The 16,718-nt window shown below is 65.5% G+C and carries 16 protein-coding genes; 10 read left to right on the top strand and 6 right to left on the bottom strand.

The annotated features are described in order from the left end of the window. Positions 1-456, bottom strand: coding sequence for a DUF4174 domain-containing protein (locus RBB18_RS10020; RefSeq protein WP_306111289.1), 456 nt, complete (start codon positions 454-456; stop codon positions 1-3). A 175-nt stretch (positions 457-631) separates the two neighbouring features. Between RBB18_RS10020 and RBB18_RS10015 the strand changes: the two genes are divergently transcribed. The 8 genes from RBB18_RS10015 to RBB18_RS09980 are packed head-to-tail and all read left to right on the top strand — an operon-like array spanning position 632 to position 7,398. Continuing rightward, complete coding sequence (locus tag RBB18_RS10015) at positions 632-1,567, top strand: hypothetical protein (protein ID WP_306111288.1); 936 nt, start codon at positions 632-634, stop codon at positions 1,565-1,567. After that, a complete protein-coding gene (scpA, locus tag RBB18_RS10010) occupies positions 1,539-3,671 on the top strand; it encodes a methylmalonyl-CoA mutase (protein ID WP_103763938.1) in 2,133 nt (710 codons plus the stop codon). The genes RBB18_RS10015 and scpA overlap by 29 nt, the downstream gene beginning before the upstream one ends. Continuing rightward, positions 3,671-4,153, top strand: a complete 483-nt coding sequence (locus RBB18_RS10005; protein WP_103763937.1) for an MAPEG family protein — start codon at positions 3,671-3,673, stop codon at positions 4,151-4,153. Before scpA ends, RBB18_RS10005 begins: the two co-directional genes overlap by 1 nt. Before the next feature lies 1 nt (position 4,154). Further along, on the top strand, positions 4,155-4,766 hold the full coding sequence (locus RBB18_RS10000) for a VOC family protein (protein WP_306111287.1): 612 nt from the start codon (positions 4,155-4,157) through the stop codon (positions 4,764-4,766). Continuing rightward, complete coding sequence (locus RBB18_RS09995) at positions 4,763-5,272, top strand: GNAT family N-acetyltransferase (RefSeq protein WP_306111286.1); 510 nt, start codon at positions 4,763-4,765, stop codon at positions 5,270-5,272. Before RBB18_RS10000 ends, RBB18_RS09995 begins: the two co-directional genes overlap by 4 nt. Before the next feature lie 10 nt (positions 5,273-5,282). After that, a complete protein-coding gene (locus RBB18_RS09990; RefSeq protein WP_103764086.1) occupies positions 5,283-5,963 on the top strand; it encodes a molecular chaperone DjiA in 681 nt (226 codons plus the stop codon). 3 nt (positions 5,964-5,966) lie between these two features. Further along, positions 5,967-7,004, top strand: a complete 1,038-nt coding sequence (locus tag RBB18_RS09985; RefSeq protein ID WP_103763934.1) for an endonuclease/exonuclease/phosphatase family protein — start codon at positions 5,967-5,969, stop codon at positions 7,002-7,004. A 31-nt stretch (positions 7,005-7,035) separates the two neighbouring features. Further along, positions 7,036-7,398, top strand: coding sequence for a hypothetical protein (locus RBB18_RS09980; RefSeq protein ID WP_103763933.1), 363 nt, complete (start codon positions 7,036-7,038; stop codon positions 7,396-7,398). 30 nt (positions 7,399-7,428) lie between these two features. Here RBB18_RS09980 and RBB18_RS09975 read toward each other — a convergent pair whose 3' ends face one another. Genes RBB18_RS09975 through RBB18_RS09960 form a run of 4 tightly spaced genes read right to left on the bottom strand, consistent with a single transcriptional unit; the run spans position 7,429 to position 13,023 of the window. Continuing rightward, a complete protein-coding gene (locus RBB18_RS09975; RefSeq protein ID WP_103763932.1) occupies positions 7,429-9,006 on the bottom strand; it encodes a Ppx/GppA family phosphatase in 1,578 nt (525 codons plus the stop codon). A 52-nt stretch (positions 9,007-9,058) separates the two neighbouring features. After that, complete coding sequence (locus tag RBB18_RS09970) at positions 9,059-11,233, bottom strand: RNA degradosome polyphosphate kinase (protein ID WP_103763931.1); 2,175 nt, start codon at positions 11,231-11,233, stop codon at positions 9,059-9,061. 48 nt (positions 11,234-11,281) lie between these two features. Next, a complete protein-coding gene (locus RBB18_RS09965) occupies positions 11,282-11,956 on the bottom strand; it encodes a DnaA ATPase domain-containing protein (RefSeq protein ID WP_274593403.1) in 675 nt (224 codons plus the stop codon). Continuing rightward, complete coding sequence (locus RBB18_RS09960) at positions 11,956-13,023, bottom strand: AI-2E family transporter (protein WP_274593404.1); 1,068 nt, start codon at positions 13,021-13,023, stop codon at positions 11,956-11,958. The genes RBB18_RS09965 and RBB18_RS09960 overlap by 1 nt, the downstream gene beginning before the upstream one ends. Before the next feature lie 134 nt (positions 13,024-13,157). Between RBB18_RS09960 and proS the strand changes: the two genes are divergently transcribed. After that, the gene (gene proS / locus RBB18_RS09955) at positions 13,158-14,552 is read left to right on the top strand and encodes a proline--tRNA ligase (RefSeq protein ID WP_306111285.1); all 1,395 of its coding nucleotides are present in this window, start codon (positions 13,158-13,160) and stop codon (positions 14,550-14,552) included. Positions 14,553-14,674: 122 nt separating this feature from the next. After that, complete coding sequence (locus RBB18_RS09950) at positions 14,675-15,184, top strand: DUF2937 family protein (RefSeq protein ID WP_306111284.1); 510 nt, start codon at positions 14,675-14,677, stop codon at positions 15,182-15,184. A 114-nt stretch (positions 15,185-15,298) separates the two neighbouring features. Here RBB18_RS09950 and RBB18_RS09945 read toward each other — a convergent pair whose 3' ends face one another. Next, entirely contained in the window at positions 15,299-16,621 is a 1,323-nt protein-coding gene (locus RBB18_RS09945; protein ID WP_306111283.1) for a ferredoxin reductase family protein, read from the bottom strand. Positions 16,622-16,718: the final 97 nt, after the last annotated feature.

Below are 16,718 nucleotides of genomic sequence, written 5' to 3'. Positions count from 1 at the left end.
TCAGTTGCCGCTCAGCCGGTCGCGGATTTCCTGTTGCCGGATGGGCATCTTGTCGATCGCGCGCGAAAGCTCGCGCACGCTCCACGGCGCGGGTTTGCGCAGCTCGACCTTGCCGTCCTTGCCGATGAGCGCCAGCATGAAGCCGCGCGGGCGCAGCGTGCGACGCAGGACACTGTCGGCGGACGGGTCGGTGTCTGTCAGGACCACGACGTCGCGCCGGTCCAGATCATCCAGCCGGTCGGTGATGAAGTTCATCTGTTCGATGTATCGCGGGTCCGAGGCGTTGTCCGCAAAGACGACGATGGGGCGCTTTATCCAGAGAAATTCTTTCAAATCGACGCTTTCGCCGGGAAGTATGATCCCGTCATTCAGCGATACATCGGTCGCGCGGGCGCTGTTCGCGACGAATGAAAACGAAGTAAGCGCCAGAAAAGAAAGAACGATCAGCTTGCGCATTTGGCCTCCTGCTCGACCAGATATAAGGCCCGGGGCGCCGAAAGCGAAGGCCGTTTGGCCGCAGGGCCGCGAAAATTTTACCGTTAATCCCGTGGTCAGGTCCCGCGGTGCAGGGTTGCGCGACGCAAGGTCGACCGCCCGTGTATCGCGGGCCGCACGGGAAAGGCGCGTGATCATGGATGTTGTTCTGCATATCGGGGCCCACCGCACGGCTACCACGACATTTCAGGCTTATCTGGCGGAAAATCGCGCCGCGTTGTCGCGGATGGGCGTCACCGCCTGGGGCCCGAAACAGACGCGCGATGGCCTGCTGACCGGGGTGATGCCGGTGGACAGCCCGCGCCCGCCGCAGGACCAGTTGGACCGCGCGCGTGCCCGCATTGCGATCAATATAGCCAAGGCGCGTCGCGCGGGGACGCGGGTGCTGGTGATCAGCGACGAGAACATGATCGGCGCGCCGCGTCGCTGCCTGCGGCAGGGGCGGCTTTATCCCGATATCGGCCAGCGGCTGGCACGGTTCGCCCACGCCTTTGACGGCCAGGTGACGCGGGCCTGCCTGTCGATCCGCAGCCACGAGAGTTTCTGGGCGTCGGTCGTGTCCTACGGCGTGGCGCGGGGGCATCGCGTGCCCCACCGCGCGGCGCTGGACAGGCTGGCGGCCTCGCCGCGGCTGTGGCGCGACGTGGTGCTGGACGCGGCCTGCGCGCTGCCCAAGGTCGAGCTGACCGTGCTGCCCTACGAGATTTTCGGTGGCCTGCCCGAGCGGGTGCTGGAACACATGACAGGGCTTGGCCCGATGCCGCGCGCCCATGCGCGGGAGTGGATGAACAAGGGCCCCGGCCTGGGCCAGTTGCGCCGGATCGTGAAGGATCGCGGCGGCGACCCCGCGCGCCTGCCCGAGGGGCCTGGCAAGTGGCAACCGTTCGACGACACCGCCTTGCGTGACATGCGCGAGGCCTATGCCGATGACCTGTTCTGGCTGCGTGCCGGGGCGGAAGGATTGGCGCAACTGACAGAGGAAACCGGACCGGCCAAGACGGGGACAACCCCGCGCCCGGACCAGAAGCGAAGAGGACAAGACGATGGGATCGAAAACCGACGATTGGCGTAAGATCGCGGAAGGCGAGCTGAAGGGCCGCCCGCTGGACGACCTGACGTGGAAGACCCTTGAGGGGATCGACGTCAAACCGCTTTACACCGAGGAAGATGTCGAGGGGATGGACCACCTTGGCACCATCCCCGGGCAAGCGCCGTTCACGCGCGGCGTGAAAGCCACGATGTATGCCGGGCGGCCCTGGACGATCCGGCAATACGCGGGCTTTTCCACGGCCGAGGAATCGAACGCGTTCTACCGCCGCAACCTTGCGGCCGGGCAGCAGGGCGTCAGCGTCGCCTTCGACCTGGCGACGCACCGTGGTTACGACAGCGATCACCCGCGCGTGGTGGGCGACGTGGGCAAGGCGGGCGTGGCCATCGACAGCGTCGAGGACATGAAGGTGCTGTTCGACGGCATCCCGCTGGACCAGGTGAGCGTCAGCATGACGATGAACGGCGCGGTGATCCCCGTGCTGGCCAGCTTCATCGTCGCGGGCGAGGAACAGGGGCATGACCGCAGCGCCCTGTCGGGCACCATCCAGAACGACATCCTGAAAGAGTTCATGGTGCGCAACACCTATATCTATCCGCCCGAGCCCAGCATGCGGATCGTCAGCGACATCATCGAGTTCACGGCGAACGAGATGCCGCGCTTCAACTCAATCAGCATCTCGGGCTATCACATGCAGGAGGCGGGCGCGAACCTGGTGCAGGAGCTGGCCTATACGCTGGCGGACGGGCGCGAATACGTGAAGGCCGCGATCGAGGCGGGGATGGACGTGGACCGCTTTGCCGGGCGGCTGTCGTTCTTTTTCGCCATCGGCATGAATTTCTTCATGGAGGCGGCGAAGCTGCGCGCGGCGCGCCTGCTGTGGCACAGGATCATGACGGAGTTCGGGGCGAAGAACGACCGCTCGAAGATGCTGCGGACCCATTGCCAGACCAGCGGGGTCAGCCTGCAGGAACAGGACCCCTACAACAACGTGGTGCGCACCGCCTACGAGGCGATGAGCGCAGTTCTGGGGGGCACGCAGAGCCTGCACACCAACGCGCTGGACGAGGCGATCGCGCTGCCCACGGATTTCAGCGCGCGGATCGCGCGGAACACGCAGTTGATCCTGCAGGAAGAGACCGGTGTGACGGCGGTGGTCGACCCGCTGGCGGGGTCCTATTACGTGGAAAGCCTGACCGCCGAGCTGGCCGAAAAGGCGTGGGAGCTGATGGAAGAGGTCGAGGAAATGGGCGGCATGACCAAGGCCGTCGCCAGCGGCATGCCCAAGCTGCGGATCGAGGAAAGTGCCGCGACCCGTCAGGCGATGATCGACCGGGGCGACGAGGTGATCGTCGGCGTCAACAAGTACCGCAAGGACAAGGAAGATCCGATCGACATCCTGGACGTGGACAACGTCAAGGTGCGCAAGGGGCAGGTCGAGGCGCTGGAGCGCATCCGCGCCGAGCGTGACGAGGACGCCTGCACGAAAGCACTGGATGAACTGACGCGCCGCGCCAAGGACGGCGGCAACCTGCTGGAGGCCGCGGTCGAGGCGGCACGGGCACGGGCTACTGTGGGGGAAATCAGCATGGCCATGGAAAAGGAATTCGGACGGCACCGCGCCGAGGTGAAAACGCTGGCCGGGGTCTACGGCAAGGCCTACGAGGGTGACGAGGGGTTTGCCGCGATCCAGAAATCGGTCGAGGCCTTTGCCGAGGACGAGGGGCGTCGGCCCCGGATGCTGGTCGTCAAGATGGGGCAGGACGGGCATGACCGGGGCGCCAAGGTGATCGCCACGGCCTTTGCCGACATTGGCTTCGACGTGGATGTCGGCCCGCTGTTCCAGACGCCGGACGAGGCGGCGCAGGATGCCATCGACAACGACGTGCACGTGATCGGCATTTCCAGCCAGGCGGCAGGGCACAAGACGTTGGCGCCGCAGCTGATCGATGCGCTGAAGGACAAGGATGCGGGCGATATCATCGTGATCTGCGGCGGGGTCATTCCGCAACAGGATTACGAGTTCCTGACCAAGGCGGGTGTGAAGGCCATTTTCGGCCCCGGCACCAACATCCCCGAGGCGGCGCAGGATATCCTGCGGCTGATCCGCGAGGCGCGGGCAGCCTGATGCAAAAGCGGCCCACGATCCTGGTCGGCATGGCGGCGGGGCTCGTCTGGGCCGTGGCCGTGCTGTGGATCGGGCGCCAGATTCCGGTGCCGATGGCGATGATGCAGCCGACGCTGATGGGGGCTGCGTTCGGCCCCGGCGTGGTGCTTGTGCTGATGATCGGACGGCTGGCGCAGCGGCGGTTTTTCGACGATGACACGATCGACGGGCAGCCGCTGACGGGCGGTGCTGCGATCGACGCCAGGGTGTTGCAGAACACGGTCGAGCAGGTGGTGCTGGCCTTGTGCATCTGGCCGCTGGTTGGCTTTTTCCTGGGCGCGGGCACGGTGCTGGCGCTGGGGATCGGCTTTGCCGTGGCGCGGGTGGCGTTCTGGGTGGGGTACCACGTGGCGCCGCCCTTGCGGGCCTTCGGGTTCGCGGCGACGTTCTATCCGACAGTGCTGGCGGCGCTCTGGGTGCTGTGGCGGCTTACGGTGGGGTAACATGCTGAAACTGGATCATTTCGCGGTGGCGTCCGAGACGCTGGACGAGGGCCGTGCCTATGCAGAGGAGAGCTTGGGCATCGCGTTGCGGCCCGGGGGGCAGCACGCGCATTTCGGCACGCATAACATGCTGCTTGGGTTGGAGGACGGGCTTTACCTGGAAGTTATCGCGATCGACCCCGAGGCACCCGCGCCGGGCTATGCGCGGTGGTTCGATCTGGACCGGTTCGAGGGGCGGCCGAGGCCGACGAACTGGATCTGCAATACGCCCGATCTTGGCGCGGTGGTGGCGCGGTTTCCGCAGGCGGGTGTGCCGGTGCCGCTGGCGCGGGGCGACTTGCGCTGGCAGATGGCGGTGCCCGAGAATGGGCGGCTGCCGTGGGACAACCTGTTTCCGGCCGTGATCGAATGGCAATGCGCGCAGCACCCCGCGCAGATGTTGCCGGCGTCGGGCTGTCGGCTGGACCGGCTGGTGGTGACGCACCCGGAGGCAAAGGCGCTGGAGGCGGCGCTTGGGCCAGTGTTGAGCGACGGACGTGTCGTCTATGAGACCGGCCCGGCGGCGTTGCGGGCGGAGTTGACCACGCCGCGCGGGGCGTGCGTGCTGGCATGAAGGTCCGGGCGGCGGAGGCCAGCGACGCGGCGGCGCTGGCGGGGATCGTCAATCACTATATCCGCGAGACGACGGTCAGTTTCACCGAAGACGAGAAGACCATGCTGGAAATGGCGCTGGCCATAAAGACGCGGGACGAGGCGGGCCACGGGTTTCTGGTGGCCGAGGACGCGGGCGAGTTGCTGGGCTATGCCACCTACGGGCCGTACCGCAACGGCTCGGGCTATCGCGAGACGCTGGAGCATACGGTGCTGCTGCGCCCCGGCGCGGAGGGCCATGGGGTGGGCCGGGCCCTGATGGCGGCGCTGGAGGAACATGCCCGCGCGGGCGGCGTGCATTCCCTGATCGGCGGGATCAGTGCCGAGAACGACGGCGGCATTGCCTTTCACCGCAGGATCGGCTTCGTCGAGGTGGGGCGCGTTCCGCAGGCCGGGCTCAAATTCGGGCGGCGGATCGATCTTGTTCTGATGCAGAAACTCCTGTCCCCCGGGGGCCACGCCCTTTAGGTTGGCCGCCATGTCGATCTGGAGTCGCATATCCGAGGCGCTGTCGGCGCTGGCCAGTGGTGAGCCGCTGACAAGCGTGTTCGACCGGTTGCGCACGCCGCCGGAGCGGACGGTGGCCTTTGCCATTGCCGTGATCGCTCTGGGCGCGAAGATGGCCAAGGCGGACGGGCAGGTGACGCGCGACGAGGTGACGGCGTTCCGCGAGGTGTTCCAGATCGCCCGCGACGACGAGGCGGGTGCGGCGAGGGTGTTCAACCTCGCGCGGCAGGACGTGGCGGGGTTCGAGGAATATGCCAAGCGGATCAAGGCGATGTTCGGCGAAGATGCAGCGACGCTGAACGACTTGCTGGAAGGGCTTTTTCACATCGCGGTGGCGGACGGGGTGTACCATCCGAACGAGGATATTTTCCTGTCGGAGGTGGCCACGATCTTTGGCCTGCCCGAGCGGGAGTTCAACACGCTGAAAAGCCGCTTCGTGCCGGATGCGCGGCCCGATCCCTATGCGGTGCTGGGGGTCACGCCCCACACGCCGCTGGCCGAGATCCGCAAGGTCTGGCGCGACAAGGTGCGCGAGATGCATCCCGACCGGATGGTGGCGCGCGGCGTGCCGCAGGAGGCGATCAAGCTGGCCGAAAAGCGCCTGACCGACGTCAACGACGCGTGGGAGCAGATCCAGCGCGAGGCGGCCTGAGCGATGCGGTTCGCCACTTATAACATCGAGTGGTTCAACGCGCTTTTCGATGACCATGATGCGGTGCTGGACGACAATGGACCTTCGGCGCGGTACGGTGTGACGCGGGGCGATCAGCTTGCCGCTCTGGGAATGGTGTTCACGGCGATGGATGCCGACGCGGTGATGGTGATCGAGGCGCCGGACAGCAATGGCAAGCGCGATACGGTCAAGGCGCTGGAGGCGTTCGCGAGGCTGATGGACCTGCGCGCGCGCAAGGCGTTGATGGGGTTCGTGAATGATACGCAGCAGGAGATCGCGCTGCTTTACGACCCGGACGTGATGACCTGTCGGCATGATCCCAAGGGCGAGGAAACCGGCAAGAAAGGGTCGAGTGGGGCGCCGCGCTTCGACGGCGTGTTCCGGATCGACCTGGATATCGACGCGACGGAGGATCTGGTGACGTTCTCCAAGCCGCCGCTGGAAGTGGCGGTGGAGGTGAAGGGTGGGTTCGGGTTTCGCATGATCGGCGCGCATCTGAAGTCGAAGGCGCCGCACGGGGCCACCACGCGGGACGAGGTGATGCGGCTGTCCATTGCCAACCGGCGCAAGCAGCAGGCGCAGGCTGTGTGGCTGCGCAAGCGCGTCCGGGCGCATCTGGAGGCAGGTGAGCACCTGATGCTGCTGGGAGACCTGAATGACGGTCCGGGTCTGGATGAATACGAGAACCTGTTTGGCCGCTCGTCGATCGAGGTGATCATGGACGGGGCCGAGGCGGGCGGCTTAAGGCTTTATGATCCGCACGCACGACGGGCGCTGACCCAGCGGATCGGCGCCCAGAACAGCACCGCGCGGTTCTACCTGAAGGACGAGGGACGGTACCTTCAGGCGCTCTTGGATTACATCATGATTTCCAGTGGGTTGCGGGCGAAGGGACCGAAATGGCGCATCTGGCACCCGTTCGAGGACCCCGATTGCTGGAAGGTTCCGGACCTGCGCGATGCGCTGCTGGCGGCGTCGGATCACTTCCCGGTCACGCTGGATATCGACCTGACATCTTAAAATCGTCACGCAAACGCGCTATATTGGGCGTATGAAACGCATCGTACCCATCGCCGCCCTGTCGTTGTGCCTTGCCGCCGCGCCCGCCCTGGCGCAGGAGGAAGAGGACGAAGGCTTTTCCCTGATGGAGCGCGGGGCGCAGATGTTCATGGAAGGCATCATGCGCGAGATGGAGCCGGCGATGCGCGATCTTGAAGGAATGGCGAAGGACATGCAGCCGGCGCTGCGGAATTTCGTCGAGGAGATGGGCCCGGCCTTTGCCGACCTGATGGGCCAGATCGATGATCTGAGCAATTATCACGCGCCCGAGATGATGCCGAACGGCGATATCATCATTCGCCGCAAGACACCGCTAGAGCAAGAGATCGACCCCGACGAGGAAATCGAGATCTGACGCGGGTCGCCTTTGGTGCCTTGATTGGTCCTAGGACTTGCCCGGCACGGCCTTCGCGCGGCGCGGGCGCAGCAGCTTGACGTCAAATTCGGCCTGAAGCGTGTCGGCGAGCGAGGCGAGGCGCGTCTGCGCCACTTCGCCGTAGAGCGGCACGGCTTCTTCCGTCAGACGCAGGACAAGCTGCTTCTTCTTGGGGTGCCATGTCAGCTCGCCCAGCTGCGTGTCCTTGCGCAGCCAGAACATGGCGGCAAAGCGCATGGCCTTGCCCAGAACTTCGGCCTGGTGCTGGTCACGCTCGTCCAGAAGTTCGGCGAGTTTCTCGAACTGGGTGCCATCACGCTTGTTGGAATAGCGGTGCATCAGGGCAAGGCCGAGAAAAACCCGCTCGGAATGCTTGAGCCCGCCCAGGTTGGCGCGGGTGGCGTTGTCGAAACAGTCTTGCGCGCGGTAGTCGGGATGCGAGCGCCAGCTGACATCGTGCAAGAGGCAGGCGGCGCGGATGATGCGCAGCTTGTCGTGCTTGGCACTACGAAAGAGCGGTTCCACGAAGTGATAGATTGCGCGGCCATAGCCGGGCAGGCGCGCATCCTTGGCCTCGGCAAAGCGGCAGGCCTCGATCAGGGGGTCGCGGTCGCGCAACTGTTGGGGCATCTGTTCGTACAAGAGCCCCTCGCGGATGCCGTAGCTGGACACGGCGATGTCGCGGGGGCCGAAGGTCTTGACCAGGCGGCGCAGCACCTCGGCGGCGTCGGGGACGAGGGCCATCCGCTGAGAGGAAACGCCGGCGCGGTTGCGGAGCTCTTCGGAGTCGTTGTCGGCGATGTAGTCGGCGGTCTTGCGCACGTCCTTGGGGGTCATGCGGTATTCGTGCAGCACGTGCAGGGGATAGCCGCGGCGTTCCATGTCGATCTTGGCGATAGCGCGCCACGAGCCGCCGACGAGAAAGAGGCGGTTCTTCTGCTCACCCAGCTGGTCGTGCATGCGCTCCAGCGTGTCCTTGATATAGGCCTTGCGGGCCTTCTTGCCGCCCTTGACCTCCTGCAGGGAGAAGGGGCCAAGGCGGGAGGTCAGGCGCTTGCCGACCTGTCCGCCGTTGATCTCGGCCAGTTCCATGGACGAGCCGCCGATGTCGCAGACAAGGCCATAGGAGCCGGGCCAGCCCAGAAGGACACCCTGGGCCGACAGGCGCGCCTCTTCGGGGCCGTCGACGACCCAGAGGTGGACGCCTGTTTCGCGCTTGATCTCGTCGCGGAAATCGTCGCCGTCGGTGGCCTCGCGCACGGCGGCGGTGGCCACGGCGGTCAGCGGGCCGGTGTCCATGTTCTCGGCCAGCCGGGCGAAGCGCTTCATGGCGGCCAGCGCGCGTTCGCGGCCCTCGGGGTTCAGGCGGCCGGTTTCCGACAGGCCCTGGCCGAGGCCGCACATGATTTTCTCGTTGTAGAAATAGGCCGGGCTGCGGGCGGCGCCGTCGAACACGACCATGCGGACGGAGTTGGAGCCAACGTCGACCACGCCCACGCGGCTGAGCGCCTTGGCCGCGTCCTTGTCGAAAAGCGGGCGCCCGAAGGGGCCCCATTCGCTGTGTTCAGGATCGGTCGTGCCGTCCATGACATCCCCGGCTTGGTAACGGCCCCCTATATGCGACAGGGGGCCGGAAGGGTCAATCGTCGGTATGGGTGAGTTTCGGCACGTCCGCCGCCCCGGCGGAGCCGCGGCCCGACAGCGACGGGTTTTCCATGAAGAAGCGGTGGCAGTTGAAGGCGAAGGTGCCTTCCTCGGTCAATTCGCGGTGGAAGCTGCCGTCTGGGGACATGACCCATGTCTGCGCCACGTCGGCGAGGTTGGCGGCCATGACCTGGCCCACGATCTGGGCCTTGACGGTGGGGTTTGTGATCTCGACGAGGGTTTCGACGCGGCGGTTGAGGTTGCGGCCCATCCAGTCGGCGGAGGACATGTAGACCTTGGCTTTTTTCGAGGGCAGGCCCGCGCCGTTGCCGAAACAGACGATGCGGGAATGCTCGAGGAAGCGCCCGACGATGGACTTGACGCGGATGTTTTCCGAAAGCCCCTTTATCCCCGGGCGGATGCCGCAGATGCCGCGCACGACAAGGCAGATCTTCACGCCGGCCTGTGAGGCGGCATAGAGCGCGTCGATCACGTCGGGTTCGATGATGGAATTCATCTTGGCCCAGATCTCGGCCGGTTTGCCGGATTTGGCATGCTCGATCTCGGCGGCGATCATTTCCAGCAGGCGCGGCTTCAGCGTGGTGGGCGAGATCGCGAGGTTTTCCAGCTTTTCGGGCTGGGCGTAGCCGGAGAGGTAGTTGAAGACCTTGGTGGCGTCGCGGCCCAGCGAGGAATCGCATGTGAAGAGGCTGAGGTCGGTGTAGATCTTGGCCGTGATGGGGTGATAGTTGCCGGTGCCGTAATGGGTGTAGGTCACCAGCTTGTCGCCCTCGCGCCGGACCACGGTGGAGATCTTGGCGTGGGTCTTGAGGTCTATGAAGCCATAGACCACGTGGGCACCCGCGCGTTCCAGTCGCCGCGACTGGCGGATATTGGCGGCCTCGTCGAAGCGGGCCTTGAGTTCCACGAGCGCGGTGACGGACTTGCCGTCTTCGGCGGCCTCGCAGAGCGCCTCGACGATGGGGCTGTCCTTTGAGGTGCGGTAGAGAGTCTGCTTGATCGCCACCACGTCGGGATCGCGGGCCGCCTGCGTCAGGAAGCGGATGACCATGTCGAAGGTCTCGTACGGGTGGTGCAGCAGCATGTCCTTTTGCCGGATGGCCGCGAACATGTCGCCGTCATGGTCCTGCACGCGCTCGGGCACGCGGGGCGTGAAGCTGGGCCACAGAAGATCGGGGCGGCTGTCGAGCACCATTTCCTTGAGATCCGCCAGCCCGATCATGCCGTCGACCTCGACCACCTCCTCGGGGCGGACTTCGAGCTTCTGCATGATGGTGCGGCGCAATTCCTCGGGCGCGCCGGAGGAGATCTTCAGACGCACCACCTCGCCGCGGCGGCGGCGTTTGAGGGCGACCTCGAACTCGCGCACGAGGTCCTCGGCCTCTTCCTCGACTTCGAGGTCGCTGTCGCGCAGGACGCGGAAATTGCAGTGCGCCTTGTAGGTATAGCCCGGGAAAAGGTGATCGAGGTTCAGCAGCAACAGGTCTTCGAGCGGCAGGGCGCGGAACTGGCCCGGCTCGGACGGGACGGTGATGAAGCGGTCGATCTGGTTGGGGATCGGCAGGAGCGCCTGAAGCGGGCGCTTGTCGGACTTGCGCTGCATCTGGAGGGCCAGCGAATAGCCGAGGTTCGGGATGAAGGGGAAAGGGTGCGCGGGATCGACGGCCAAGGGCGACAGGACCGGGAAAACCTGTTCGAGGAAGATGTCGCTGAGATGCGCGCGGTCGTCCTTGGTCAGGCTGTCGATGTCGAGGATGATGATGCCCTCGGCCTCCATTTCCTGCCGCAGGTCTTCGAGGGTGCCCTGTTGCTGGGCCAGAAGCTTGCGGGCGTCTTCGTCGATCAGGACAAGCTGTTCGGCGGGGGTGAGGCCATCGGCGGCAGGCGTGGTGTTGCCGGCATGGGCCAGCTCGCGCAGGCCCGCGACGCGGACATTGTAGAACTCGTCGAGGTTGTTGGCCGAGATCGACAGGAATCGCAGGCGTTCCAGAAGGGGGACGCGCGGGTTCTGCGCCTCTTCGAGAACGCGCCAGTTGAAGCCCAGCCAGCTGAGCTCTCGGTTGAAGAAGCGTCCGGGGCCGGTGATGTCGAGGCCGTCGATCGTCACGGGGGCCGGGGCGGTGGACTTGAGGAAATCGGCGTTTGTCATGTGGCCCTTATGGGATTGCGACGTAACGATAAGGTGACGACTGTGCCGTTACATCCCTGCCTTGTCCAGCACGTCGCGGGCAAAGGGACGGGTGAGCGCGCGTTTGCGCGAAAGTGCGGCGGAATCGAGCAGGGCGACGACCTGGCGGGCGGCCTCGAACGAGCGGTCGATGCGGCGCAGAAGGTAGGGAATGACGTCCGGCGTGGGCGTCAACTGGCGGTCGTCGAAGAGCTTGGCGAGGATCGCCGTCAGCAACATGTCGTCGGGCAGGTCGAGTTCCACGGCGGGCGTGCCCTGCACGCGGCTGGCAAGGTCGGGCAACGCGAGGTTCCAGTACTTGGGCGCTGTGCTGGCCGTCAGCAGCAGGGAATGGCCCTCGGCCAGCGTCAGGTTGTGCAGGTGGAAAAGGGCGGTCTCTGAGGCGTCCTGTCCGGCGATGGTCTCGCAATCCTCGACCGCCACGTGGCTGCGGGCGAGGGCGGGAATGTCGGCGCCGGGCAGGTCAGCGGCGGGCAGGATCGTGGCGCCGCTTTGCGCCGCCCAGACATGGGCGAGGTGGGTCTTGCCCGCGCCGGGCGGGCCGTGCAGCACCAGCTTGCGGGCGGGCCAAGATTCCCACGTATCTATCAGGGCGACGGCCTGCGCATTGGCGGCGGAAACGAAAAAATCCTCCCGCCCGTGTGCCGGTTTGGCGGGCAGGTCGAAGCTGAGCTGCTGTGCCATTATTCGGTGTCCCGGTCGCCTTGCCCGGTATAGAGGGCACTGTCCATGTATTGCTGTACGCCGAAGCGGGCAAGAACGCCGATGGCCGCTGCCACCGGCACCGCGACCAGCATGCCCACAAAGCCGAAGAGCGCGCCGAAGACCGATAGTGCGAAGATCAGCCAGACCGGGTGGAGGCCAACGGATTCACCGACCAGCTTGGGCGTGAGGATGTTGCCCTCGACCACCTGTCCCAGCACGAAGATGCCGGCGACGAGTCCGATGGACAGCCAGTCGCCCCAGAACTGGAAAAGCGCGAGGCCGATGGCCAGCGCGCCGCCGAGGATGGCGCCCACGTAGGGGATGAATGTCACGAGCCCGGCAAAGGCGCCGACGACCAGTCCGAATTGCAGGCCCACCAGCATCAGCGCCACGGCATAGTACGTGCCGAGGATCAGGCAGACCGTGCCCATGCCGCGGATGAAGCTGGCGAGCGTCTGGTCGATCTCGCGCGCCAGACGGCGGATCACCGGGGCATGTTCGCGCGGCAGAAGGCGGTCGATCTCGGCAATCATGCGGTCCCAGTCGTAGAGCAGGTAGAAGGCCACGACCGGCACGATCACCAGGAGGACCACCACGTTGACTAGCGAGCCGACCGACGTCAGCACGGTTTCGACCACCTGCCCGCCGCGTTCCTGGATGGTGGTGCCGAGCGTGGCCAGCGACTGGCGCAGGGTGGAATCCTGGTCGACGAGATCGGGAAAGCGGGTGGTGAGGAAGTTTTGCAGGTCGTTGAAGAGCTGCGGCGCGATGTCGATCAGGTTGGCGGTCTGATTGACCAATGTGGGAATGACCAGCAGCGCCATGATGACGAAGATGCAGATCGCCACCAGCGTGATAAGCGCGACCGCCACGGCGCGCGAGGCGCCCAGGCGTTCGATCCGGTCCGCCACCGGGTCGAGGAAATAGGCCACGGCGCCGCCCAGCACGAAGGGCAGGATCACGTCGCCAAGGAACCACATGACAACGAGGAACAGCGCGATGGCGATGCCCCAGAATTGAAATTGTGTCCGGACGGGAAGGGCCATGCCACCTCGGAAGAACGAAATGCGTCTCCTTGCTTTTCGCGCAAGGGGGGCAGCGTTGCAAGCGCCTTCCGGCTTGTCTGGCGGGCCTTGAGGTCATAAACGGGGCCTAAGCACGCAATGACCAGAGGTTCCCCATGCGCCTGTCCAAGTATTTCCTGCCGGTTCTGAAGGAGACGCCCTCGGAGGCGCAGATCGCGAGCCACCGCCTGATGCTGCGGGCGGGGATGATCAAGCAGGCCAGCGCGGGTATCTATTCGTGGCTGCCGTTGGGCTTCAAGGTGTTGCGCAAGCTGGAGAATATCGTGCACGAGGAGCAGGTGCGGGCGGGGCATATCCCGATGCTGATGCCGACGCTGCAATCGGCGGACCTGTGGCGCGAAAGCGGGCGGTACGATGCCTATGGCCCGGAAATGCTGCGCATTCGCGACCGGCAGGATCGGGATATGCTCTATGGTCCGACGAACGAGGAACTGATCACCGATATCTTCCGCGCCCATGTGGGCAGTTACCGGGATCTGCCGCTGACGCTGTATCATATCCAGTGGAAATTCCGCGATGAGATCCGGCCGCGTTTCGGCGTGATGCGGGGGCGCGAATTCTTCATGAAGGACGGCTATAACTTCGACCTGACGAAGGAAGACGCGCTGCACGCGTATAACCGCCACCTGGTCAGCTACCTGCGCACCTATGAGCGGATGGGCTTGCAGGCCATTCCGATGCGGGCGGATTCCGGCCCGATCGGGGGGGACGACACGCATGAATTCCTGGTGCTGGCCGAGACCGGCGAGTCCGAGGTGTTCTATGATAGCCAGATCACCGACCTGAAATTCGGCGAGCGCGAGATCGATTACAGCGACAAGGCGCAATGCCAGGCGGTGCTGGAAGAGTTCACATCGCGTTACGCGCGGACGGACGAAACGCACGATGAAGAGGTGTTCAACAAGATCCCCGAGGACCGCCGCCGCGTGGCGCGGGGCATTGAAGTGGGCCAGATCTTTTATTTCGGGACGAAGTATTCCGAGCCGATGGGCGCCACGGTGCAGGGCCCCGACGGCAAGCCGGTGCCGGTGCATATGGGCAGCCACGGGATCGGCGTCAGCCGCCTTGTGGGTGCGATTATCGAGGCCAGCCATGACGACAAGGGCATCATCTGGCCCGAGGGCGTGACGCCGTTCCACGCCGGGATCGTGAACCTGAAACAGGGGGACGGCGAGGCGGATGCGGCTTGCGAGAAGCTGTATTCGGCGCTGAAGGCCAAGGGGCTGGATCCGCTCTATGATGACCGCGACGAGCGGGCGGGCGGCAAGTTCGCGACGATGGACCTGATCGGCCTGCCGTGGCGGATCACCGTGGGGCCGCGTGGGCTGAAGAACGGCGTGGTGGAACTGACCAGCCGCCGGACGGGCGAGAGCGAGGAGATGGCGCCCGAGGCCGCAGTCGAGAAGATCGCCGAGATCTACGCGCCGCATCGCGGTGAGGCCGGCACGGTAGAGCCGATGGCGGATCGGTCGTTTCACACCTGGATGTAACGGGCTTGCGGCGCCGGGACTGAGCCGGTGCCACAACCGTTCACGGCAATCTTTATTTCTGGATTCGTGCGAAACGCGCTATACTTGCCTCAAAACAATAAAAGACAAAAAGAGGCAGAGCGATGATTACCAAGGGACTGGCCCTGGCGGGCGGGCTGTGCTGTGCGCTGGCCGCGTCGCAATTTCCCGAGTTTTCGCAACAGTATAAGCAGCGTTTGTCGGGCGCCGTGGATGAATTGGCATGGGTGGTCGAAAGGTTCGACTCCGATGCCGCGGCGCTTGGCCTGAGCCGCGACGCGGCGCTGAGTGACCTTGCGCGCGGCACCGCCATGGCGCAGGCGCGAAGCGAGAGCATGGGGCAGGTCCTGATCCGGCATGAGCGGTTGTCTGCCCATCTGGAGCATCTGCAAACCACGAACTCGGTCAGCGCGGCGCTGATCGGGTGGCAGTACCTGGACCCGGAGCTGGCGCAGAAGACCTGGGGCGATTTCGAGCCTGCCGTGCCGGCGACGGTGGCGGGGGCGGGCTTTGGCCTTGGTGGGTTCCTGGCGGGGTACACGCTGATCGCGATGCTGCTGGGTGGATTGGGCCGAATGGTGCGGCGCAAGCCGGTTGCGACACCGGCGGAGTAGGCCTGTCAAACAAGCCCGCGCAGGGCGAAGGCCGCGAGCGCAAGCGCGAGGAGGCCGACGATCAAGAAGACCGCGCGACGGATGCGGTTGCGTGTTGCTTTCGCGGAAGATCGATCATTCATAGACGAACTGCTCGGACAGGATGTTGCGGGGTGGAATCCCGAGGGCGATGAGGCTGTCTTCGACCACGCGCAGCATCACCGGCGGGCCACAGAGGACATAGAGCCAGTCACGCTGGTCCGGCGTGCCGAATTCCCGGCGCAGCAGGTCGGGGGTGACATAGCCGGTTTCGCCGGTCCAGTCGGCGGGCGGCTCGGACAGGACATGGATGACCTTGGTGCCGTGGTCGCGTTCCAGCGCCTTCAGGTCCTTGGCGAAGGCGATCTGGCCGGCGTGGCGGTTGCCGTAAATCAGCGTGGTGGGCCGGGTGTCGCCGGTGGCGCGCAACTGGCGCAGAATGCCGATGATCGGGGCCAGGCCGACGCCGCCAGCGATCAGCGCGATGCCTGTGGCCTTTTCCCGACCGTCGAGCGTGAGGTGACCGTGGGGCGCCTCAAGCCAGGCGCGGGTGCCGGGGCGGAGGCGGTCGAGGGTGCCGGTGAAATCCCCAAGCTCCTTTATCAGGAATTGCACGTCGCCCCCGGCCGCGGGCGCGGAGCAGATCGAAAACGGGTTCTCGTTCAGCGAAAAGGCCGAATGCCCGACATTGAGCCAGGCGAACTGACCGGCGCGGTAGGGCAACGTGCCGTCGAAGTCGGGGGTGAGGGCGAGAACCCAGGTGCGATCGGCCTCATGCCGGATATCCGTGATGCGGAAGGGGCGGCGCAGGCGCAAAAGCGGCGCGATCAGGTAGACATAGAGGAGCGCCGCGACGGCCACGGTCAGCAGGCCGAGCCAGACCCAGGCCAGGAACGGCTCGGCGCTGTAGCGCCCGGCGCGCAGGGCGTGCAGCACGCCGAAGCCCGCAACGACCAGAGCGGCAAGCCCATGCAGAAGACGCCAGTGCTGGTAGCGCAGGCCGGTGGCGTCACGTCCGATTGCCATGCCGACCAGACCGCCAAGCAGGAGCCAGGCCGCGATGCCGGGCCAGAGCGCATGCCAGGAGGTCTCGGCCACTGTTTGTCGGGTGACGTCCCAGACCGGCGCCTGTGCCCGGGGCGAGATGTACAGGAACGGGTGGAGCAGGGCGAAGACCAGCGCCGCGCGCGCCAGAAGCTGGTGACTGCGCATGACCACGTCGCTTCCGACCCGCGCGGTGACGGATCGGAAGCGTCCGAGCAGCAGGAATTCCAGCAGGATCATCGCGAGGGCGACGAGGCCAAGTCCGGTCGCCAGTTCGTCCAAGGCGGTGCGCGGCTCCAGCCCCTGCGCCCAGGCGAGCCCGAGGGGCAGGAGGCCCAGCAGAAGGTAGAAGCCGATCAGGGCACCGGCAGGCATTGTACGTTTCCCCCCTGTGTCTCTGCTGCATATATCGGCATGATTTGAAACCGATGTGAAGACGGGGTTGACCTTGACCGGGGCCACGATACACCGC

This window comes from Roseovarius sp. MMSF_3298 (assembly GCF_030733705.1).
Classification (GTDB): Bacteria; Pseudomonadota; Alphaproteobacteria; order Rhodobacterales; family Rhodobacteraceae; genus Roseovarius; species Roseovarius confluentis.
The sequence above is the reverse complement of the archived record's forward strand: the minus strand, read 5'-3'. Positions and strand labels throughout refer to the sequence as shown.